At 63.6% G+C, this 20,312-nt stretch carries 21 protein-coding genes; 17 read left to right on the top strand and 4 right to left on the bottom strand.

Annotation, left to right across the window (positions count from 1 at the left end):
• Positions 1-148: 148 nt before the first annotated feature.
• On the top strand, positions 149-1,402 hold the full coding sequence (locus tag JQK88_RS27430; protein ID WP_203280039.1) for a L,D-transpeptidase family protein: 1,254 nt from the start codon (positions 149-151) through the stop codon (positions 1,400-1,402).
• Here JQK88_RS27430 and JQK88_RS37035 read toward each other — a convergent pair.
• On the bottom strand, positions 1,354-1,596 hold the full coding sequence (locus tag JQK88_RS37035) for a hypothetical protein (RefSeq protein WP_312037331.1): 243 nt from the start codon (positions 1,594-1,596) through the stop codon (positions 1,354-1,356). The genes JQK88_RS27430 and JQK88_RS37035 overlap by 49 nt on opposite strands.
• A 238-nt stretch (positions 1,597-1,834) precedes the next feature.
• Here JQK88_RS37035 and glyA point away from each other — a divergent pair, with 238 nt between their 5' ends.
• The 5 genes from glyA to JQK88_RS27400 all read left to right on the top strand — a co-directional run bounded on the left by glyA (position 1,835) and on the right by JQK88_RS27400 (position 6,365).
• Positions 1,835-3,148 (top strand): serine hydroxymethyltransferase, encoded by a 1,314-nt coding sequence (gene glyA, locus JQK88_RS27420; protein ID WP_203280038.1) that lies wholly within the window; start codon positions 1,835-1,837, stop codon positions 3,146-3,148.
• Positions 3,149-3,229: 81 nt separating this feature from the next.
• Entirely contained in the window at positions 3,230-3,817 is a 588-nt protein-coding gene (locus JQK88_RS27415; RefSeq protein WP_203280037.1) for a hypothetical protein, read from the top strand.
• Between the two features lie 247 nt (positions 3,818-4,064).
• Positions 4,065-4,559: a transcriptional regulator NrdR gene (gene nrdR / locus JQK88_RS27410; RefSeq protein WP_023669351.1), complete on the top strand. Its 495-nt coding sequence runs from the start codon at positions 4,065-4,067 to the stop codon at positions 4,557-4,559.
• A 2-nt stretch (positions 4,560-4,561) separates the two neighbouring features.
• Complete coding sequence (gene ribD, locus JQK88_RS27405) at positions 4,562-5,683, top strand: bifunctional diaminohydroxyphosphoribosylaminopyrimidine deaminase/5-amino-6-(5-phosphoribosylamino)uracil reductase RibD (RefSeq protein ID WP_203280036.1); 1,122 nt, start codon at positions 4,562-4,564, stop codon at positions 5,681-5,683.
• Positions 5,684-5,747: 64 nt separating this feature from the next.
• Positions 5,748-6,365: a riboflavin synthase gene (locus tag JQK88_RS27400; protein WP_112562970.1), complete on the top strand. Its 618-nt coding sequence runs from the start codon at positions 5,748-5,750 to the stop codon at positions 6,363-6,365.
• Positions 6,366-6,378: 13 nt separating this feature from the next.
• Here JQK88_RS27400 and JQK88_RS27395 read toward each other — a convergent pair whose 3' ends face one another.
• On the bottom strand, positions 6,379-7,026 hold the full coding sequence (locus JQK88_RS27395) for a glutathione S-transferase family protein (RefSeq protein WP_192253250.1): 648 nt from the start codon (positions 7,024-7,026) through the stop codon (positions 6,379-6,381).
• A gap of 224 nt (positions 7,027-7,250) precedes the next feature.
• On the opposite strand from JQK88_RS27395, the gene ribH reads away from it, so the two are divergent.
• The 8 genes from ribH to JQK88_RS27355 all read left to right on the top strand — a co-directional run bounded on the left by ribH (position 7,251) and on the right by JQK88_RS27355 (position 16,079).
• The gene (gene ribH / locus JQK88_RS27390) at positions 7,251-7,745 is read left to right on the top strand and encodes a 6,7-dimethyl-8-ribityllumazine synthase (protein WP_203280035.1); all 495 of its coding nucleotides are present in this window, start codon (positions 7,251-7,253) and stop codon (positions 7,743-7,745) included.
• Positions 7,742-8,233, top strand: a complete 492-nt coding sequence (gene nusB, locus JQK88_RS27385) for a transcription antitermination factor NusB (protein WP_192253254.1) — start codon at positions 7,742-7,744, stop codon at positions 8,231-8,233. The genes ribH and nusB overlap by 4 nt, the downstream gene beginning before the upstream one ends.
• Positions 8,230-9,459, top strand: a complete 1,230-nt coding sequence (locus JQK88_RS27380; RefSeq protein ID WP_192253257.1) for an MFS transporter — start codon at positions 8,230-8,232, stop codon at positions 9,457-9,459. The genes nusB and JQK88_RS27380 overlap by 4 nt, the downstream gene beginning before the upstream one ends.
• 156 nt (positions 9,460-9,615) lie before the next feature.
• Positions 9,616-10,527, top strand: coding sequence for a glycine betaine ABC transporter substrate-binding protein OsmF (gene osmF, locus JQK88_RS27375; RefSeq protein WP_192253261.1), 912 nt, complete (start codon positions 9,616-9,618; stop codon positions 10,525-10,527).
• Positions 10,528-10,813: 286 nt separating this feature from the next.
• Entirely contained in the window at positions 10,814-11,977 is a 1,164-nt protein-coding gene (locus JQK88_RS27370; RefSeq protein ID WP_203280034.1) for an ABC transporter permease, read from the top strand.
• Positions 11,974-12,912 carry an ABC transporter ATP-binding protein gene (locus tag JQK88_RS27365; protein WP_203280033.1) on the top strand — a complete coding sequence of 313 codons (939 nt, stop codon included), beginning with the start codon at positions 11,974-11,976 and terminating at the stop codon, positions 12,910-12,912. The genes JQK88_RS27370 and JQK88_RS27365 overlap by 4 nt, the downstream gene beginning before the upstream one ends.
• Positions 12,909-13,661 (top strand): ABC transporter permease, encoded by a 753-nt coding sequence (locus JQK88_RS27360; RefSeq protein WP_192253270.1) that lies wholly within the window; start codon positions 12,909-12,911, stop codon positions 13,659-13,661. The genes JQK88_RS27365 and JQK88_RS27360 overlap by 4 nt, the downstream gene beginning before the upstream one ends.
• Positions 13,662-13,922: 261 nt before the next feature.
• A complete protein-coding gene (locus JQK88_RS27355; protein WP_192253273.1) occupies positions 13,923-16,079 on the top strand; it encodes a sodium-translocating pyrophosphatase in 2,157 nt (718 codons plus the stop codon).
• 111 nt (positions 16,080-16,190) lie between these two features.
• Here the strand turns inward: JQK88_RS27355 and JQK88_RS27350 are convergent, their stop codons facing one another.
• Positions 16,191-17,111: a LysR substrate-binding domain-containing protein gene (locus JQK88_RS27350; protein ID WP_203280032.1), complete on the bottom strand. Its 921-nt coding sequence runs from the start codon at positions 17,109-17,111 to the stop codon at positions 16,191-16,193.
• A gap of 201 nt (positions 17,112-17,312) precedes the next feature.
• On the opposite strand from JQK88_RS27350, the gene JQK88_RS27345 reads away from it, so the two are divergent.
• Complete coding sequence (locus JQK88_RS27345; RefSeq protein WP_203280031.1) at positions 17,313-18,353, top strand: helix-turn-helix domain-containing protein; 1,041 nt, start codon at positions 17,313-17,315, stop codon at positions 18,351-18,353.
• 108 nt (positions 18,354-18,461) lie between these two features.
• Here the strand turns inward: JQK88_RS27345 and JQK88_RS27340 are convergent, their stop codons facing one another.
• Positions 18,462-18,977, bottom strand: coding sequence for an outer membrane protein assembly factor BamE (locus JQK88_RS27340; RefSeq protein WP_246501607.1), 516 nt, complete (start codon positions 18,975-18,977; stop codon positions 18,462-18,464).
• A 115-nt stretch (positions 18,978-19,092) separates the two neighbouring features.
• Here JQK88_RS27340 and JQK88_RS27335 point away from each other — a divergent pair, with 115 nt between their 5' ends.
• Both JQK88_RS27335 and JQK88_RS27330 read left to right on the top strand, forming a co-directional pair.
• Positions 19,093-19,635, top strand: coding sequence for a ubiquinol-cytochrome C chaperone family protein (locus tag JQK88_RS27335; RefSeq protein ID WP_203280030.1), 543 nt, complete (start codon positions 19,093-19,095; stop codon positions 19,633-19,635).
• A gap of 23 nt (positions 19,636-19,658) precedes the next feature.
• Positions 19,659-20,207, top strand: coding sequence for a YceD family protein (locus JQK88_RS27330; RefSeq protein WP_203280029.1), 549 nt, complete (start codon positions 19,659-19,661; stop codon positions 20,205-20,207).
• The last annotated feature ends 105 nt before the right edge of the window (positions 20,208-20,312 follow it).

Genomic DNA, 20,312 nt, shown 5'->3' with positions numbered 1-20,312 from the left:
GCAGTCCGCTTTTTACGGCTGAGTGATGCAGGTCATGGTTGGCTAATTGTTAACAGTGCCAACTTTAGAGTGCGGGCGATATCGCCCAATGATCGAGCAAGTAGCGGAACGCTACGCGCCAAACGCTACAAGAATGTCTGGAACGTCGATGAGAACCAGCCGCCGCTTTTTCCTTTCCGGAGCCTCCGCGCTCGCCGTCGCCATGGTCGGTAATGTCGCCAGCGCGCAGGACGTCATCGACGATATCCTGAAATCCTCGGCCCGCGGCAATTGGGACGACCAGTTCGACGCCCGCGCCTCGGAAGGCGGCAAGGTCGCCTCGACGCTGCCGATCTTCAGCCTGCAGACGGTCGCTTTCACCGAACAGGCGGTGGCACAGTATCAGAATATTGTCGCCCAGGGCGGTTGGCAAGACGTTCCGGCGACCAAGAAGCTACAACTCGGCGTCGACGATCCGGATGTCGTGCCGCTGCGCAAGCGGCTGATAATTTCGGGCGACCTGGCGCAGAGCGCCGGCATTTCGACGTCGTTCGATTCCTATGTCGATGCGGCGGTCAAGCGCTTCCAGACCCGCCACGGCCTGCCGGCAGACGGTGCCATGGGCAAATACACCTATGCCGCGATGAATGTTTCGGCGCAGATCCGGCTCGGCCAGCTGCAGACCAATCTGGAGCGGCTGCGCGAAAAGGCCGGCACGCTGGGCAGCCGTTATGTACTGGTCGACATTCCGGCGGCACAGATCGAGGCGGTCGAGAACGACCGCGTCGTGTTGCGTCACACCGCAATCGTCGGCAAGATCGATCGCCAGACGCCGGTGGTCAATTCCAAGATCAACGAGATCATTGTCAATCCCTACTGGAACGCGCCGGTCTCGATCGTGCGCAAGGACATCATTCCGCTGATGCGGAAGGACCCCAACTATCTCAAGGACAGTCATATCCGCCTGTTCGCGCCGGATGGCAGCGAAGTCGATCCGATGAACGTCGACTGGTCGACGGACGATGCCGCGAAATACCGCTTCCGCCAGGATCCGGGCTCCGGCAACGCCATGGCCTCGGTCAAGATCAACTTCCCGAGCCCGGACGGCGTCTACATGCACGACACGCCGCAGCAGAGCCTGTTCGGCAAGATGATGCGCTTCGATTCCTCGGGCTGCGTGCGCGTGCAGAACGTGCGCGACCTCGTCACCTGGATCCTGCGCGATACCCCCGGTTGGGACCGCCAGCATTTCGAGGCGACCATCAAGACCGGTGAGAACACGCCTGTGCAGGTCGTCAACCCGGTGCCGGTCCACTTCCTCTATCTGTCGGCATGGTCGACAGGACCTGGCGTTGTGCAGTTCCGCGACGACGTCTACGCACTCGATGGCGCCAGCGAACTGCAGATCACATCTTCGCTATAAATATTTGATATAATTAACAAAAGGCCGCCTGAAAGGCGGCCTTTTTTGTTGCGCCGCTCTGGCTGGTCTCGGCCTATATGAGCCGCTGGTTCACCAGCCTCGCCACCGCTTGGGTGCGGTTGACGGCGCCCAGCTTTGCGCCGTGCATTGTCGACATGGAAGCGCACCGTCGCCTGGGCGACGCCGAGGATCACCGAGATTTCCCAGTCGGTCTTGCCCTCGGCGACAAGCGCCAGGGGCGGCAGGAGTGGAAATAGCGGGGTTCAGGGTCGCTCTGCCGCAATCCGGCCAGCAAATTTCGCGCCGCAAACGTGGCGAGGCCAAAACAACTGTGTTAATGGCGCGGCAATGCGTGTCGCCCAGAACTGAGCAGCGGTTTTGGGGCAGCGATATGCATAGGTAAATTGCCCCGAACCGGAGGATTTTCAGGCCATGGCAACTGTAGCGGCAGCGTCGAACAAATTCGAGTCCTTCTTCGAAACCACGCTTGCCGATGCCGATCCGGATATTTTCGGCGCCCTCCGCAACGAGCTCGGCCGCCAGCGCCATGAGATCGAGCTGATCGCGTCGGAAAACATCGTTTCGCGCGCGGTGCTCGAGGCGCAAGGGTCGATCATGACCAACAAATATGCCGAGGGTTATCCGGGCAAGCGCTACTATGGCGGCTGCCAGTTCGTCGATGTCGCGGAAGAACTCGCCATCGAGCGCGCCAAAAAGCTGTTCGGCTGCAACTTCGCCAATGTCCAGCCGAATTCCGGCAGTCAGATGAACCAGGCGGTCTTCCTGGCGCTGCTTCAGCCCGGCGACACCTTCATGGGTCTCGATTTGAATTCCGGCGGCCACCTGACCCACGGCTCGCCCGTCAACATGAGCGGTAAATGGTTCAAGGTCGTCTCCTATGGCGTGCGCAGGGAAGACCATCTGCTCGACATGGATGCCATCGAGAAGACCGCGCATGAGACCAAGCCGAAGCTGATCCTGGCCGGCGGCACCGCCTATTCGCGCGTCTGGGACTGGAAGCGTTTTCGCGAGATTGCCGACGCGGTCGGCGCCTATCTGATGGTCGACATGGCCCACATCGCGGGCCTCGTCGCCGGCGGTGTGCATCCCTCGCCATTGCCGCATGCTCATGTCGTCACGACCACCACGCACAAGTCGTTGCGCGGCCCGCGCGGCGGCATGATCCTGTGCAATGACGAGGACATCGCCAAGAAGATGAACTCGGCGGTGTTCCCCGGCCTGCAGGGCGGCCCGCTGATGCATGTCATCGCCGCCAAGGCGGTTGCCTTCGGCGAAGCGCTGAAGCCGAGCTTCAAGGTGTACGCCGAGAGCGTTGCCGCCAACGCCAAGGCGCTGGCGTCGAGCCTCCAGGAAACCGGCCTCGATATCGTCTCCGGCGGCACTGACAACCATCTGATGCTGGTCGACCTCAGGCCCAAGAACGCCACCGGCAAGCGGGCCGAGGCGGCGCTCGGCCGCGCCAACATCACCTGCAACAAGAACGGCATCCCGTTCGATCCGGAAAAGCCTTTCGTCACCTCGGGTGTTCGCCTTGGTACGCCGGCCGGCACCACGCGCGGCTTCGGCCAGGCCGAATTCCGCGAGATCGGCAAGCTGATCGCCGAAGTTCTGGACGGACTGAAGGTTGCCAATTCAGACGAGGGCAATGCGGCTGTGGAGGCGGCGGTGAAGGCCAAGGTCGTGGCGCTGACCGATCGTTTCCCGCTCTATCCCTATCTCGGTTGACCGCACTCCGCGCGTCGTCTTTATATCCCGCGCTCCGCGCCGCTCCCGTTCGGGCGGCGCGGCCTACTGGAGATTTGATTGATGCGTGTGTACCGTCCTGCCATTCTGGCCCTCTTCGGCTCGCTTGCCGCTTTCACTGTGTCGGTCGCGTTTGCCCAGGAGCAGACGCAACCGAGCACGGATATGCCGGCGACCACCACCTTTGGCAGGTGGACCACCATCATCGATGCGCTCGATACCGGCCAGGATTCGCATAAGACCTGCGCCGCCTCTACCGCCTTTCTCGATGGCAGCGGCAATGCGGGCACGCTGACGCTTTCGATCTCGACCGGCGACGCCCTGCCGCCCGACGCCTATCCGGCCATCATGATCACGGTCGCCAACAAGGAGCTGCCGACGGGCAAGAAGATCGCGGCGACATTCGGCGACCCCGGCGTCAAGGTTTCCGCGACGGTCTATTCCAATGATGCCGCCGGCCGCCCGAGCTGGACGGTCGACAACCAGGCCAAGACCAGCCTCGCGCTGCTGCGTGCCATGCGCCAGGTCATCTCGCTCGATGTGACGTTCGGCAAGCAAACTGTCGCCAGCATCCCGATGGATGGCTTCACCAAGGCCTACCGCAACCTCGGAACATCCTGCGGCTTCCCGACCAAGGACGTCGCGCCCTGACCTATCTGGCGCGGCTGGCAATTTTCCTCGCGCCTCGCTATCTCTGAGGGAGCGAGCGGTCTTTGCCGAACCTTTGCCCGTCCCGGCAAAAACCTCTAAGCCTCTCGTCTAAAGCATGATCCCGAAAAGTGGGAACCGGTTTTCGGAAAAGATCATGCTCAACAAAGAGATAGATCAGGATACCGATTCGGTCATTCAACCAAACGTCATCCTGATCTAGCCAGAATCGCCAACCCGAAGGCTCTCCATGCGCTGTCCCTATTGCCAGTCCGAAGATACGCAGGTGAAGGATTCGCGCCCCGCCGAGGATGGCGCGGCGATCCGCCGGCGGCGCGTCTGCCCCGATTGCGGTGGCCGTTTCACCACCTTCGAACGCGTCCAGTTGCGCGACCTCGTGGTGGTGAAGAAGTCCGGCCGCAAAGTGCCGTTCGACCGCGACAAGCTCTTGCGCTCGGTCGAGATTGCGGTGCGCAAGCGCAATGTCGATCCCGAACGCATCGACCGCGCGGTGACCGGCATCGTGCGCCAGCTCGAAAGCTCCGGCGAGACGGAAATCGCCTCGGGCGAGGTCGGCCGTCTCGTCATGGAGGCGCTGAAGTCGCTCGACGACGTGGCCTATGTCCGCTTCGCCTCGGTCTATCGCAACTTCCGCGAGGCCAAGGATTTCCATGACGTGCTGGGGGAACTCAAAGGTGACGAGCTCAAGGGCGACGAGCTGAAGAGCGAAGAGGACGCCGGCTGAGCATGGCAGCGCCTGGCAAAGCTGAACAGGAAGCTCTCGATCGTCGTTTCATGGCGGCAGCGCTGCGGCTGTCGCGCAGAAATGCCGGCCGCACCTCGACCAACCCTTCGGTCGGCACGATCATCGTGCGCGATGACGGCGCCGGACCGATGATCGTCGGCACCGGCGTCACCGCCGTCGGCGGCCGGCCGCATGCCGAGACCGAAGCGCTGGCTGAGGCGGGCGAGCTCGCGCGCGGCGCTACGGCTTACGTCACTCTCGAGCCCTGCGCCCATCATGGCCGCACCCCGCCTTGCGCCAATGCGCTGGTCAATGCCGGCGTGGCGCGGGTGGTGGGCGCTGCCAGCGATCCCGATCCGCGCGTTTCCGGCAAGGGCTACGCCATCCTGCGCGCCGCCGGTATCGAGGTGGTCGAAAAGGTGCTGGCCGCGCAAGCCGCCGAGCAGATGGCCGGCTATCTCACTCGATCGCTGAAAAAGCGTCCGGAAGTGATTCTGAAGCTTGCGCTTTCCAGCGACGGCAAGATCGGCATGCATGGCGCCGGCCAGGTTACGATCACCGGCGATATTGCACGCCGCGAAGTCTATCTGATGCGGGCCGAGGCCGACGCCATACTGGTCGGCATCGGCACGGCGCTGGAGGATGATCCGGCGCTTACCGTGCGGCTGCCGGGGCTGGAGAACCGCTCGCCGGCGCGCATCGTGCTCGACCGCCAGATCCGGCTGCCGGAAGCCTCGAAGCTGGTCTCCGGCATCGACCGGGTGCCGCTCTATATCGCCGCCTGCCTGGAGGCCGACCCGTTGCGGCGGTCGGTGCTGGAGCGTGCCGGCGTGCGCTTCATCGGCACCGAAACCCATGAAGGCGGGGTGGCTCTGCCGGAACTGCTTGAGGATCTCGGCGCGCTCGGCATGGCCAGCGTTCTGGTCGAAGGCGGCGCCAAAGTGGCCAGCGCCTTTCTCGCCGAGGGACTGGTCGACCGCATCGTGCTGTTCCAGGGGCCGGAGGCGATCGGCGAGGACGGCATTGCATCGCCCATCGACGCCGACCATATCCCGGCAGGGTTCCGCAAGTTGCGCGAGATGCGCTTCGGCGAAGACGGCTATGCCGAATGGATACGACCATGATCCCAAAAAGCGGGAACCGGTTTTTGGGAAAGATCATGGTCAAACCGAAACATAGAGATTTCTGATGTTTACCGGGATTGTTACGGATGTCGGCACCGTCGCCTCGGTGCGGCCGCTTAGGGAAGGGGTGGGCCTGCGCATCGACACCGCATACGACCCGCAAGGCATCGCCATCGGCGCGTCGATCTCCTGCGGCGGTGTCTGCCTGACGGTGACGGCGCTGCCCGACAGCGGCTCGAATGCGCGCTGGTTCGAGGTCGAGGCCTGGGAAGAGGCGCTTCGGCTGACGACAGCAATGGGCTGGAAATCCGGTACCCGGATCAATCTGGAGCGGGCGCTGAAGATTGGCGACGAACTCGGCGGTCACATCGTCTCCGGCCATGTCGATGGCATGGCCGAGATCGTCGAACGCAAGGACGAGGGCGACGCCGTGCGCTTTACGCTCGAGGCGCCGCGCGAACTGGCGAAATTCATAGCGCCCAAAGGCTCGGTCGCGCTCGACGGCACCTCGCTCACCGTCAACAAGGTCGAGGGCACCCGCTTCGACGTGCTGTTGATCCACCATTCGCTGACCGTCACCACCTGGGGCGAGCGCAAGGTCGGCGACCGCGTCAACCTCGAGATCGACACAATGGCCCGCTACGCCGCGCGCCTGGTCGAGGCGGCGAAAGAGGGTTTATAGCGTTCAGGCGGCTTCAGCTGGCTGATGGGGCGTTGACTGCAAATTGCGCAGAGAAAGCCCTGATATAAGCGGGCCGGGCTTCTCCGCGCGCGACATAGGCAGCCAGGTTTTGATATTCGTCCAGGATGCCTGACATTCTCAGCCGCAGCAGCACAGATACCATCAACAAATCGCCCGCGCTGAACGCACCATCGAGCCAGTCGGCGGCGCCCAAATGAGCCGAAAGCTTGTCCAGCGGGGCGCGAACACGGTCCTTTACCAGGGGCAAGCGCTCCCTGCTCCAGGGCTTGTCGGCTTCGAATATCCTTGCCGTCGTCAGTTCGAGGATCGGCGGCTCGACAGTGTTGAGGGCGGCAAACATCCACGTGATGGCGCGCGCCCGCGCATCGCGATCCCCAGGCAGCAGCCCCGCATGCTGCTCGCCAAGATGAAAGACGATCGAGCCGGTCTCGAACAGGCGGAGGGAACCTTCCTCATAGGTGGGGATCTGGCCGAAGGGATGGATGGCCAGATGGTCAGGCCCCTTCATCCCCGCGAAGGACATGAGACGAACCTCATAGGGCTGCCCCACCTCTTCGAGCGCCCAGCGGACGCGCGTATCGCGTGCCAGTCCCTTGCCGCCATCGGGTGATCGTTCAAAGGCCGTGATGGTGATTGTCATCGTATCCGTTTCCTTGCCTGGGCGAATTTCTTGCGTCTCCTATCGTTAAGACGAACAAGCCTCGCAAAAGTCGACATCGGTCCTGAACTATTTCATTGCCGGGCGCAGTTCGCGAATGCCCGCACCCGAGGTGGAGGCAGCACGGAAATTGGTCTGGCCCTTCGGACAAAGCTTGCGAATGCGGCCGCTTCGGCCTAAGTCACCGGCGACCCCCGGAGACATTTATGGCTGGCACATCCCAACACGGCAAAGCGTTCATCCGCCCGAAGAAGAAGGCCCACCTTCTGATCATCGAGGCACGTTTCCATGACGATCTTGCCGACGCGCTGCTCGACGGCGCGACGAACGCACTCGACGAAGCCGGCGCGACCTATGACGTAGTCACCGTTCCCGGTTCGCTGGAAATTCCAGCCGTGATCACTTTTGCGCTCGACGGCATGGGCGAGGGCGGCAAGGACTATGACGGCTTTGTCGCGCTCGGCACCATCATCCGTGGCGACACCTATCACTTCGATATCGTCGCCAATGAATCGAGCCGTGCGCTGATGGATCTGTCGGTGCAGGAAGCGATCCCGATCGGCAACGGCATCCTGACGACCGAGAATGATGCGCAGGCCTGGACGCGCGCCAAGCGCACGGAAGGCGACAAGGGCGGCTTTGCCGCGCGCGCGGCACTCACCATGATCGCGCTCAAAGAGCAACTGGGAGCGCAATCGTGAGCGAACCCGCTTCGCCCGGTCCGCGCCATGCCAACAAGCGTGGCGCTGCCCGTCTGGCCGCCGTGCAGGCGCTTTACCAGATGGACGTGGCCGGCAGCGGCGTCTTCGAGATCACGGCGGAATACGAGGCGTTCCGGCTTGGCAAGGAAGTCGACGGCGCGCTTTACCGCGAGGCCGACGCGCAATGGTTTCGCGCCATCCTGACCGGCGTCGTCGAGAACCAGAAGACCATCGATCCGATCATCCGCCAGGCGCTGACCGAGGACTGGCCGCTATCAAGGCTCGATTCGACGCTGCGCGCCATCCTGCGCGCCGGCGTCTACGAACTGATGAAGCGCGACGACGTGCCGGTGGCCGTCATCGTTTCGGAATATGTCGACATCGCCAAGGCCTTCTACGAGGAAGACGAGCCGAAGCTGACCAATGCCGTGCTCGATCGCGTATCGCGCCGGGTGCGCGGCGAGGGGCGCGGCAAGGACGCCGTATGACTGTCGCCGCCGGGACCGCAAGGGACGCGCGCCGCACCGCGATCATCCTGGCGACATCGCAGGCAATCATCGGTTCGGCAGCACCGATCGCCATTTCGATGGGCGGGTTGGCCGGCCAATATCTGCTGGCTGCCGACAAGTCGCTGGCGACGGCGCCGATCACCGGTTTCAATGTCGGCGTGGCGCTCGGCGCGTTGCCGGCCGCCGCCATCATTCGCGGTCTCGGCCAGCGCGGCGGCTTCATGAGCGGAACGATCGTCACCGCACTCGGCGGGCTGATCGCCACGTTGGCGCTGTTCCAGGCCAGCTTCTGGCTGTTCGCTTTCGCGCTGCTGGTGATCGGCGTCGGCGGCGCCTTCGTCCAGCAATTCCGCTTCGCCGCCGCCGATAACGCACCGCCCGAATTCAAGGCGCGCGCCATTTCCTTCGTGCTGGCCGGCGGCGTCATCACCGCCATACTCGGGCCGCAGATCGTCATCTTCACCCGCGAATTGCTGGCGCCCGTGATGTTTGCCGGATCCTTCGTGGCTATCCCGGTGCTGGCTGCGGTCGGCGCCATTATCCTGTCGTTCCTTCGCATCCCGGCCAAGGCCGCCGGCCACGCCGAAGTTGCGTACAGCGACGCTCGGCCGCTATCCGACATCGTCACCCGACCGCGCTTCGTCGCGGCGCTGTTCTGCGCCGTCGGCAGCTACGCGCTGATGAGCTTCGTCATGACCGGCGCGCCGTTGGCCATGGTCGGCTGCGGCCTGTCGACCGATGACGCCACGCTCGGCATTTCCTGGCACGTGATGGCGATGTTTGCGCCGAGTTTCTTCACCGGCTCGTTGATCCATCGCTTCGGCGCCGAACGCGTCGTCGCCACCGGCCTGGTGCTGCTCGTCGGTTGCGCCGCGGTGGCGTTGTCTGGCCTGCATCTGTGGCAGTTCTGGACGGCGCTGATCCTGCTTGGTCTCGGCTGGAATTTCGCCTTCATCGGCGCCACTTCAATGGTCGCCGACAGCTACCACCCCTCCGAAAAAAGCAAGGTGCAGGGCTTCCACGATTTCGTCCTGTTCGGCTCCGTCGCTTTCGCCTCGCTGATGTCGGGCGCGGTCTACAATGCCTGGGGCTGGGAGATGCTGAATTGGCTCGTCTTCCCGGTCGTCGCACTGTGCTTCGTGGCGCTGGGTGCGCTCAGGCTGACCGGATTGCGCAAAGCCGGCGCCCGAGATCGTCTTGCTTGACACGGCCTGTCAGCATGGCGCCGGCGCGAAATCGCGGCGACGGCACAAAATTATTGCGTCTTTGCCCGTTGTTATGAAACCGTGTGCCCCGACGGAGCGTTGAAGCCATGCTCATATGCGGCCACCGCATTCCGGTTCAAAGCAAGGGATTTCACAATGTTTTCAGTCAAGGTTCTGGCCAGTGCGGCATTGGCGCTCGGCATCACAGCGGCTTCCGCCAACGCCCAGGTGGTCGTTTCCTCGAAGATCGACACCGAGGGCGGCGTCCTCGGCAACATCATCCAGCTGGTGCTGAACGCCAACAACATCAAGACCACCGACCGCATCCAGCTCGGCGGCACGCCCGTGGTGCGCAAGGCGATCACCGCCGGCGAGATCGACATCTATCCCGAATACACCGGCAACGCCGCCTTCTTCTTCGAGAAGGCCGATGATCCGGTCTGGAAGGATGCCGCCAAGGCCTATGAGACCGCCAAGAAGCTCGACTACGACGCCAACAAGATCGTCTGGCTGTCGCCGTCGCCGGCCAACAACACCTGGGCGATCGCGCTGCGCAAGGAGGTTGCCGAGACCAATAAGCTGGCGACGCTCTCCGATTTCGGCAAATACGTCGCGGGTGGGGGCAAGGTGGTTTTGGCCGCCTCGGCCGAATTCGTCAATTCGGCGGCAGCCCTGCCGGCCTTCCAGACCACATATGGCTTCACGCTGAAGCCCGACCAGTTGATCACGCTGTCGGGCGGCGACACCGCGGCGACCATTGGCGCGGCCGCCAACCAGACCAACGGCGCCAACGCCGCCATGGTCTACGGCACCGATGGCGGTATCGCGCCGTCCGGCCTGGTCGTGCTCGACGACGACAAGGGCGTGCAGCCGGTCTACCAGCCGGCGCCGATCATCCGTGAAGCCGTGCTGAAGGAGCACCCCGAGATCGAGACGCTGCTCAAGCCGGTCTTCGCCAAGCTCGACCTCGTCACGCTGCAGGATCTCAACGGCCGCGTCCAGATCGGCGGCGAGCCGGTCAAGGGCGTCGCCGAGGACTTCCTGAAGAAGAACGGGTTCTTGAAGTAGTCAGCGCGTAGCTCATAGTGACACCGGTGCAAGGCGCTCCGCTCTGGAAGCTGCTGATCTCCCCCTTTGCGGGGGAGATGTCCGGCAGGACAGAGGGGGGTGCTGTCCCGCTGACACCTCAAGCCATCACAGCTGCGCACTTTGATAGGGTTGCTTCCGAACGAACCGACGGTCGAAAGCTGGCAATCCTTCACACCCCCCTCTGGCCTGCCGGCCATCTCCCCCGCAAGGGGGGAGATTGGCTCTTACGCCGACCTGCGCCAATCGCCTCTCATGAGGGGCATTCATGACCCTTCGTTTCGACAAACTCGGCGTCGTCATCGCGGCGATCGTTGCCTATGCGGCGTTCTTCGCCTCGTTCGCCACCTTCCGCGCCAACCGCATCGTGCCGGGCGAGGCGCGCTCGATCTTCGAAGCGCTGCCGCCGACGATCGGGCCGCTGCTGCTGGCGATCGTCGTCGTGGCCGCGATCATTGCCTTGCTGAAAACCCCGCTGGTCCTGCGCTTGGCGGCGAGCGTGGTGGCGCTTGTTGCCCTTGCCATCCTGATCGGCGTTGCCGGCACCTTCCTCACGCCGGCGGGCAACACCTTCGCCCGCATCTCGCCGGCCTCCGGCTTCTGGCTGCTGATCTTCGCCTTCACGCTGCTTCTGGCCGACGTGCTGACCAGGCTCAACCTGTCGCCCTTGGCCCGCGTCGGCGTGCTTGTCATTGCCGCACTCGCCATCGGCTTGCTGTTGATCTCAGGGCGGTGGGATAGCCTGTCGATCCTCAAGGAATATGGCAACCGCGCCGACAGTTTCTGGGCCGAAGGCTCCAAGCACGTCACGCTGGCGCTGGGCTCGCTGGCGGCCGCGGTGATCGTCGGCTTGCCGCTCGGCATTCTGTGCCATCGCGTCGAACGGTTGCGGGCCGGCGTGCTCAATGTGCTCAACATCGTCCAGACCATTCCCTCGATCGCGCTATTCGGCCTGCTGATCGCGCCGCTCGGCTGGGTGGCCGCGCATGTTCCAGGTGCTGCGGCGCTCGGTATCAGAGGCATCGGCACCGCGCCGGCTTTCGTCGCTCTGTTCCTCTATTCGCTGCTGCCGGTGGTGGCCAACACGGTGGTTGGGCTCGCCGGCGTGCCGCGTGCCGCCAACGATGCCGCGCGCGGCATGGGCATGACCGACCGCCAGCGTCTGTTCGGCGTCGAGTTCCCGCTGGCCTTTCCGGTCATCCTCACCGGCATCCGCATCGTCCTGGTGCAGAACATCGGCCTTGCCACCATTGCAGCGCTGATCGGCGGCGGCGGCTTCGGCGTGTTCGTGTTCCAGGGCGTCGGCCAGACGGCGATGGATTTGGTGCTGCTCGGCGCCGTGCCGACGGTGGCGCTGGCCTTCGCCGCGGCCATCATCCTCGACGCAGTGATCGAAATGACCGCCACCAAGCGCAGGGTTGAAACGGCATGATCGAGATCGAAGGCATTACCAAGCGCTATGACGCAACGACCGTGGTCGACGACGTCTCGATGGTCATCGAGCCGCGCACGGTTTGCGTCATCGTCGGCACCTCCGGCTCCGGCAAGACGACGCTGCTGCGGATGATCAACCGGCTGGTCGAGCCGACCGCTGGTGTGATCAAGCTCGACGGCAACGACAACCGCTCGCTGCCGGGCTACGAGCTGCGCCGCAGCATCGGCTACGCCATCCAGGGCCACGGCCTGTTCCCGCACCGAACGGTGGCGCAGAACATCGCCACAGTGCCAGTGCTGCTAGGCTGGGACAAGGACCGCATCAAGGCTCGCGTCGACGAGCTGATGACGCTCTACCAGCTCGACCCTCAGGCCTATGGCCCGCGCTATCCGCACGAACTGTCCGGCGGCCAGCAGCAGCGCGTCGGCGTCGCCCGTGCGCTCGCTGCCGAGCCCAATGTGCTTCTGATGGACGAGCCGTTCGGCGCGCTCGACCCGATCATTCGCACCAAGGCGCAGGAAGATTTGCTGGCGATCCAGAAACGCTTCGGCACCACCATCATCCTCGTCACCCACGACATGGAAGAGGCGGTGCATATGGGCGACAAGATCGCCGTCATGGATGCCGGCAAGCTGGTGCAATACGCCAAGCCGGAAGAGATCCTGGCTAGGCCCGCCAGTGCCTTCGTCGAAACCCTGGTCGGCGCCAGTGAAAAGCCGTTCCGGCTGCTCTCGCTCGGCCGCGTGCGCGACGCCGTGGAGAAGGGCACCGCCGAAGGCGAGGCGATCCCCGGTGACGCCAGCCAGCGCGACGCGCTGGCGGAGCTTCTGTGGTCGGGCCGACCGGCGCTGCCGGTCAAGGGCGACGACGGCAAGCCGCTCGGCCGCGTCACCGTCGACGGGCTGGTCAAGCGCGCGGCGAGGCCGGCATGAAAGCCTGGCTGCCTTCACTGCTCAGGCTTGCCCTGGTGGTGCTGCTCATAGCCTTCGTCACCAATCCCGGGTGGTTCGAGCCGCTGCTGAAGCCGCTGACCGAAAACAATGCGCCGGCGATCTACAATCAGGGCAGCCTGCTGACGCTGACGCTGCTGCATCTCAGGACGGTGCTGATCGCTACTGTAGCCGCCACCATCGTCGCGGTTGCGCTTGCCATCCTGGTCACCAGACCGGCCGGCGCCGAGTTCCTGCCGCTGTCGCGCAGCCTGGTCAATATCGGCCAGACCTTCCCGCCAGTGGCGGTGCTGGCGCTGGCTGTGCCCGCCGTCGGTTTCGGCGAGAAGCCGACGCTGATCGCACTGTTCCTCTACGGCCTGCTGCCAATCTTCGAGAACGCGCTCACCGGGCTGACGACGCTGCCGGGCAATGTCATGGAGGCTGCGCGCGGCGCCGGCATGACCGGCTGGCAAAGGCTGATCAAGGTCGAACTGCCGCTCAGCGCTCCGATCATTCTGGGTGGTATCAGGCTGTCGGTGGTGATCAGCCTGGCCACCGCGACGATCGGCTCGACGGTTGCCGCCAAGACGCTGGGCGAGGTGATCATCGCCGGCCTGTTGTCCAACAACCTCGCCTTCGTCCTGCAAGGCGGCCTGATCGTCGCTGCCCTTGCAGTGCTGATCTATGACGGCCTGTCGGCCATCGAGCGCTACACCGCGCGCCGCATGGGGCAGGAGACCGGCGAGTGATTTGCGGCCAGGCCGCACGCCACGGTTGACTGACGCTGCGTCATTTCAATCGATCTAATAGCAGGGCGGCGGCGACCGGACTGTTCTGGTCTAACCCTTTTGGCTGAAAGCCGGGCAAAAACCGAACAATATCTTGACGTTCCGAGCCCTGTTTCGCATACACCGCTGCGAAGGACGGATTCCGCCTAGGCTTTATCCGCTCCCCGCACCAACGGCCCAGGGAGGGGTTCTTTTGGGCCACCAATCGAGGAAAATTCGGCAATGACCATCCTATACGCCGTCATCGCCTGCGGTTTGCTTTCAGTGCTCTACGCCATCTGGGCGACACGATCGGTCCTCGCGTCCGATCAGGGCAACGCACGCATGCAGGAAATCTCCGCCGCCATCCGCGAAGGCGCGCAGGCCTATCTGGCGCGCCAGTACACCACCATCGCCATTGTCGGCGTGGTCGTGCTCATTCTCGCCTGGTGGCTGCTTTCGATCACCGCAGCGGTCGGCTTCCTGATCGGCGCCGTGCTCTCGGGCGCTGCCGGCTTCATCGGCATGCACGTCTCGGTGCGCGCCAATGTGCGCACCGCGCAGGCAGCGTCCAACAGCCTTGCCGCCGGCCTCGACATCGCCTTCAAGTCGGGCGCCATCACCGGCATGCTGGTGGCGGGCCTCGCGCTGCTCGGCGTCTCGATCTACTACTTGATCCTGACCGGCCCCATGGGCCTGCAGCCCAATGACCGCATCGTCATCGACTCGCTGGTCTCGCTCGGCTTCGGCGCTTCGCTGATCTCGATCTTCGCCCGTCTCGGCGGCGGCATCTTCACCAAGGGCGCCGACGTCGGCGGCGATCTCGTCGGCAAGGTCGAAGCCGGTATTCCCGAAGACGATCCGCGCAACCCGGCCACCATCGCCGACAATGTCGGCGACAATGTCGGTGACTGCGCCGGCATGGCCGCCGACCTGTTCGAAACCTATGCGGTGACGGTCGTCGCCACCATGGTTCTCAGCGCCATCTTCTTCGGCGGCACGGCGGTTCTCGGTGCTACGATGCTTTATCCGCTGGCCATCTGCGGCGCCTGCATCCTGACCTCGATCGTCGGCACCTTCTTCGTCAAGCTAGGTTCCAACGGCTCGATCATGGGCGCGCTCTACAAGGGCCTGATCGTCACCGGCCTGCTGTCGATCGCCGGCCTCGCCGTCGCCACTTCGGTATGCCTCGGCTGGGGCGAGATCGGCACCGTTGCCGGCATGGCCATCACCGGCAAGAACCTGTTCATCTGCGGCCTGATCGGCCTCGTGGTGACCGGCCTCATCGTGGTGATCACCGAATACTACACCGGGACCAACAAGCGCCCGGTGAACTCGATCGCCCAGGCTTCGGTGACCGGTCACGGCACCAACGTCATCCAGGGCCTCGCGGTCTCGCTGGAATCGACCGCGCTGCCGGCCATCGTCATCGTCGGCGGCATCATCTCGACCTACCAGCTTGCCGGCCTCTACGGCACGGCGATCGCGGTCACCACCATGCTCGGCCTTGCCGGCATGATTGTCGCGCTCGACGCTTTCGGCCCGGTCACCGACAATGCCGGCGGCATTGCCGAAATGGCCGGCCTGCCCAAGGAAGTACGCCACTCCACCGACGCGCTCGACGCTGTCGGCAACACCACTAAGGCGGTGACCAAGGGCTATGCCATCGGCTCCGCCGGCCTCGGCGCGCTGGTGCTGTTTGCCGCCTATTCGAACGATTTGAAGTTCTTTGCCGAGAAAGCTAACGAAGCCGGCTCGACACTCTTTCCATACTTCAAGGGCATGGGCGACATCTCCTTCGACCTCTCCAACCCCTACGTCGTCGCCGGCCTGATCTTCGGCGGCCTGATCCCCTACCTGTTCGGCGGCATCGCCATGACGGCCGTCGGCCGCGCGGCGGGCGCTATCGTCGAGGAGGTGCGCAAGCAGTTCCGCGAGGATCCGGGCATCATGGCCGGCACCTCCAAGCCGAACTATGCGCGTGCCGTCGACCTTTTGACCAAGGCGGCGATCCGGGAAATGATCATCCCGTCGCTGCTGCCGGTGCTGGCGCCGCTCGTCGTCTATTTCGGTGTGCTGTTGATCTCGGGCTCGAAGGCATCCGCCTTTGCCGCGCTCGGCGCCTCGCTGCTCGGCGTCATCGTCAACGGCCTGTTCGTCGCCATCTCGATGACCTCGGGCGGCGGCGCCTGGGACAACGCGAAAAAATCGTTCGAAGACGGTTTTGTCGATAAGGACGGCGTCAAGCACCTCAAGGGTTCCGAAGCGCACAAAGCTTCGGTCACCGGCGACACCGTCGGCGATCCCTACAAGGACACCGCCGGTCCGGCGGTCAACCCGGCGATCAAGATCACCAATATCGTCGCGCTGTTGCTGCTGGCCGTGCTCGCGCACGGCTGAGGCAACGCCACTGCTTCAGGAAAAACCCGCGGGAGCGATCCCGCGGGTTCTTTTTATGAGCTGCTGGCTGACGCAGGAAGGCTGCTTCAGTCCCGTCGTATCCGGTCTGCGTCAAGATTTGCGAGCGCCATCGCACTCGCCGGCTTCCGCCTTCAGCCAGTTGATGAACGATCTGGCAGGCTCCCACGCCGAGATTGACGGGTGGATGAGCACATAGTGGTTCCAGTTCGTCGGTATGTCCGTAGCCAGCAGGCGAACCAGCCGGCCGGTACGCAAATCGTTCTCGACCAGCGACTTCCTCGCAATGGCAACGCCAAGTCCGCTCGCCGCCGCTTCGACCGCCAGCAAAGTTCCGTTCAGATTCATGCCGTCGCCAACCGTATCCAGCGGCAAATTGTTCCTCTCGAACCAGTGGCGCCAATTGGCGCCGCTCTCGTCGTTCTCGGCTGTCGTGTCGAGGATGCGAAACAGTCGCAGCACGTCGTGCTGGTCTCTGACCGGACCGTTGGCGGCGAGATAGTCGGGACTAACAACGGGAAAGATCGCGTCGGCCATCAGCCATTCGGTCTCGACGGCCGGATAGTGCCCACCGCCGAAGCGCAAGGCGATGTCGACGGTTCGCTGCGAAAGGTCGACGACCGCAAGATCGGCGTTGATGTCGATTTCCGTCTCGGGATGCTTTTTGCGAAACCTATGCAGACGCGGCGCCAGCCAGCGCACGGCGTGCGAGGGAATTGCGGTCACCCGCAGCCTCGCGCGCTCGCTGCGCGCGACACTCGCGATCGTACTCTGGATCTCCAGCAAAGCGCGTCGCACACCGGCGGAAAGTCTTTCGCCTTCAAGTGTGAGTTCGACCCGGCGGACATGGCGGGTGAACAAAAGCACGCCGAGATCGGCTTCGAGGTCGGCGATGCGATGGCTGAGCGCGCTGGCGGTGACGTTCAGTTCCTCGCCGGCGCGCTTGAAGCTGCCCAGCCGGGCGATGGCCTCGAAAGCCCGTATCGATTCCAGCTGTGGGAGCCGTCTTGTCATTATCAGGTTCGCCTGCGATCCCCTTAGCATGAATGAACATTACTCATCCATAGCTTCGTAAATAGTCTTTTGTCTGCGTGGACAAATCGCTGTAGCCATCCACTGCCCCCCGATTGCCGCCGTCGGAATGAGAGGCCGTTCATTGAACGAGCCTCGACCACGAACGACTGTGAAAAGATGACAATCGCTTGGGAGTGCCCCATGACTATTCGACCATCTGAGTTTTCCGATGCGCGCTTTTCGAGCGCCAAGTGGCCGCGAGCCGAATGGCGTGGCGTCTACTGCGACCTGGTGCGCCGGATGGTGACCGACATGGATGTCCAGGTCACGGAGGAAAAACGCTCCGTCGACGCGACGGTCCTGCGGTTGCCGGGCCTCGGCGTTTCTGATTCCAGGACCACTGCCTTCCGCACCACCCGTTCCCGGGCCATGACCAAGGGGACAGATGATTACATTTTCTTCATGTGTCTCGAAGGGGCTGCCACCTTCTCGCATCTCGGCCGCGAGACCAGCATCGAGGCCGGCCAGGCAATCCTTCTGCCCTCTTGCGACCCGCATGTGATCGAGCGGGCGATGTCGCATCATCTCTTCATCACCATTCCGAAGGCGGCCCTCGGGCCCATGGCCGCGAACGCGGATGCCGCCCTGATGACGCCGATATCATGCGTGGGCGAAAAATTCTCGCTGCTGGCCAGCTATGTGCGCCTGCTGATGCAGGAGCCGGACCTTGCCGCATCCGAACTGTGCTGGCTTGCCGCCAATCACATACAGGACCTAGTTGCTGTCGTGATCGGCGCGACTCAGGACGCCACCGAGGTCGCCACAGGGCGTGGTATACGCGCCGCGCGGCTGCGCGCCATCAAAGCCGATATCGAAAGCAATCTGGCTTCCGGCGACGTCGGCTCCGAGGTGCTGGCGGGGCGCCATCGGGTCAGCTCGCGCTATGTCAGAAAGCTGTTTGAGGGCGAGGGCACATCGCTGTCGCAATTCGTGCTCGGGCGCAGGCTGGCGTTGGTTTGCCGGAAGCTGGCCGATCCGCGCCTTGTCCATCGCACCATTGGCGCCATCGCCTTCGACGCCGGCTTCGGCGATCTGTCGACCTTCAACCATGCCTTTCGCCGCCATTTCGGCATGACGCCGTCGGAAGCGCGGCAGAGCGTGGCTGTGCAACACGCCCCGCTGGCGTCCGGCGCTCGAACCGGCCAAGCGCGGCAAAGCGCGACGGGCGAGGCGGCGACGTGACCTGAAAACAAAAGCCCGCAGGATCGCTCCCGCGGGCTTTTGGTCGCCTGAGATGATGTTGCTTCGAGGGAAGCAAAAAGCGAGAAAATTAGAGGAAGCGGCCGCTTCTTAGGCGCCGCCGCCGCCGGGGATGCCGGGCGCGAGCTTGCTGGCGCCATTGATGATCTGGCTGAGGAAGTTCTGGTCCTTGCCGCCGGTCGGCGTGGTGCGCGAAACGAAGTCGAAGATCTTGCCGTCCTTCAGGCCGTAATTGGCGATCTGGGTGACACGCCCGTCATCGCCGAAATAGACCGCCAGCACTTTCTGGTCGACCAGGTGGGGCTTGTCGAACGCGACATAGCGCTTGCGCGTCTGCGAGATGTAATAGAAGGCCTCATTATCGAAAGTTGCCGTCGTCGACGGCGTTCCGAGCGCCAGGAGCACCTGTTCGCGGCTGGAGCCTACCGGCACCGAGTCTACCGCCTGCTGGTCGATGACATAGCCCTGCGTCAGCGTCTCGCCCGGGGTAAGGTCGCCGAACATTTTGGATGAATTGCAGCCTGACAGCGCGGAAGCCACCAACACCAGCGAAACCGCCGCGGTAGCTCCGGGCAGCAAAGTCGACTTGAATTTCAGCGCGCGCAACAACAACTCCATTAGCTGACCGCAACTTGCGCTGGGCGGCAAAACCGGTAAACCAGCTTGCTTGCCGATGCAACAAGGCCAATTCAAACAAACGGTCCCCAGGAGACCACCCTCAATGTTCCAGCGCCTTTTTGGCCGCGAACGCAACGCCAACCGCGCTATCACCGAGGCGCTTTACGCACAAATCGTGGCAGCGGCGCGGCAGATTGTTTTTTATTCCGACTGGAATGTGCCGGACACGCCGCTCGGCCGTTTCGAGATGCTGTCGTTGCACATGTTCCTGTTTCAGCACAGGCTGCGCGGCGAAGAAGGCGTCGCGCAAGAGGTCGCGCAGGTGCTGATCGACGAGTTCTTTCTCGATGTCGAGCATTCGCTGCGGGAACTGGGCGTTGGCGATGTCGGGGTGCCGAAGCGCATGAAGAGGCTGGCGAAAATGTTCTACGGCCGTACCGCCGCCTATGACGATGCGCTGGAACGCAGTGATGGCGATGCGCTTGCTGCCGCCCTGGCGCGCAATGTCAGGCCCGACGCCGGCGCTTGGCCGCAGGCCGTGCCGCTAGCGTCCTATGTGATCGATGCCGCAAGGCAGCTTGAGGCACAGCCGTCCGAGTCGATCCTCTCCGGCACGGTGGCGTTTCCCGTCGCCAAGGCGCAATGAAGGAAATCAAGAGGGAGGCTGAGATGAAACATGCGGACACATCGAGCCCGGTGTCATTCAAGGCGAACGTCGGTCGCCTGCCGCACAAAGGCCTTCCGGTGGTGATCGATGCCGACCTGGCGCAGCGCGCCGCCCTTGCCGCGGAGCACGAACTGCTCTCCGTCGAAAACTACCACGTCGAACTGCTGGTGGCGCCGTGGAAGCGCAACGGCGTCAAGGTCAGTGGCCGCGTCGAGGCCGATATTACCCAAGCCTGCATCGTCACCCTCGAGCCGGTCGTGGCCCATATCGACGAGGAGGTCGAGGCGCTGTTCCTGCCCGAGCAATCCAAGCTCGGGCGCCAAGGGTTCGAAGGCGGCGGCGAGATACTGATCGATGCAGAGGGGCCCGACAGCCCGGAAACCTTCTCCGGCGACACAATCGACGTCGGCGCGCTCGCCGAACAGTTCTTCGGGTTGGCGATCGATCCCTATCCGCGCAAGTCCGGCGCCTCGCTCGAGGCGGCTGGCCCGGACGAGCCGGTCGAGAACGAATTCCAGCAAAAGCTGCGATCCTTGCTTGGAAAATCCTAAAACAGGATGCGATCCGAGAAAAGTCGGTTGTGCGGCAGCCCAAAACCGCTATTTTCCCCGAACCTTCGCGAGCCCCCTTATTTCGCGAGTTTCATATTTCGCGGG

Origin of the sequence: Mesorhizobium caraganae, assembly GCF_016836705.1 — a bacterium.
GTDB classification, from domain to species: domain Bacteria; phylum Pseudomonadota; class Alphaproteobacteria; order Rhizobiales; family Rhizobiaceae; genus Mesorhizobium; species Mesorhizobium caraganae.
Note: the sequence above shows the minus strand (reverse complement) of the source record. Positions and strands in the feature narration are given on the sequence as shown.

Excerpts from the sequence above, each read along its gene's own strand:
- JQK88_RS27345 (WP_203280031.1), top strand. The coding sequence starts at position 17,313 with ATGACTATTCGACCATCTGAGTTTTCCGATGCGCGCTTTTCGAGCGCC.
- JQK88_RS27415 (WP_203280037.1), top strand. The coding sequence starts at position 3,230 with ATGCGTGTGTACCGTCCTGCCATTCTGGCCCTCTTCGGCTCGCTTGCC.
- JQK88_RS27335 (WP_203280030.1), top strand. The coding sequence starts at position 19,093 with ATGTTCCAGCGCCTTTTTGGCCGCGAACGCAACGCCAACCGCGCTATC.
- glyA (WP_203280038.1), top strand. The coding sequence starts at position 1,835 with ATGGCAACTGTAGCGGCAGCGTCGAACAAATTCGAGTCCTTCTTCGAA.
- JQK88_RS27380 (WP_192253257.1), top strand. The coding sequence starts at position 8,230 with ATGACTGTCGCCGCCGGGACCGCAAGGGACGCGCGCCGCACCGCGATC.
- nrdR (WP_023669351.1), top strand. The coding sequence starts at position 4,065 with ATGCGCTGTCCCTATTGCCAGTCCGAAGATACGCAGGTGAAGGATTCG.
- JQK88_RS27400 (WP_112562970.1), top strand. The coding sequence starts at position 5,748 with ATGTTTACCGGGATTGTTACGGATGTCGGCACCGTCGCCTCGGTGCGG.
- JQK88_RS27360 (WP_192253270.1), top strand. The coding sequence starts at position 12,909 with ATGAAAGCCTGGCTGCCTTCACTGCTCAGGCTTGCCCTGGTGGTGCTG.
- JQK88_RS27370 (WP_203280034.1), top strand. The coding sequence starts at position 10,814 with ATGACCCTTCGTTTCGACAAACTCGGCGTCGTCATCGCGGCGATCGTT.
- JQK88_RS27365 (WP_203280033.1), top strand. The coding sequence starts at position 11,974 with ATGATCGAGATCGAAGGCATTACCAAGCGCTATGACGCAACGACCGTG.
- osmF (WP_192253261.1), top strand. The coding sequence starts at position 9,616 with ATGTTTTCAGTCAAGGTTCTGGCCAGTGCGGCATTGGCGCTCGGCATC.
- JQK88_RS27355 (WP_192253273.1), top strand. The coding sequence starts at position 13,923 with ATGACCATCCTATACGCCGTCATCGCCTGCGGTTTGCTTTCAGTGCTC.
- ribH (WP_203280035.1), top strand. The coding sequence starts at position 7,251 with ATGGCTGGCACATCCCAACACGGCAAAGCGTTCATCCGCCCGAAGAAG.
- JQK88_RS27395 (WP_192253250.1), bottom strand. The coding sequence starts at position 7,026 with ATGACAATCACCATCACGGCCTTTGAACGATCACCCGATGGCGGCAAG.
- ribD (WP_203280036.1), top strand. The coding sequence starts at position 4,562 with ATGGCAGCGCCTGGCAAAGCTGAACAGGAAGCTCTCGATCGTCGTTTC.
- JQK88_RS27330 (WP_203280029.1), top strand. The coding sequence starts at position 19,659 with ATGAAACATGCGGACACATCGAGCCCGGTGTCATTCAAGGCGAACGTC.
- JQK88_RS27350 (WP_203280032.1), bottom strand. The coding sequence starts at position 17,111 with ATGACAAGACGGCTCCCACAGCTGGAATCGATACGGGCTTTCGAGGCC.
- JQK88_RS27430 (WP_203280039.1), top strand. The coding sequence starts at position 149 with ATGAGAACCAGCCGCCGCTTTTTCCTTTCCGGAGCCTCCGCGCTCGCC.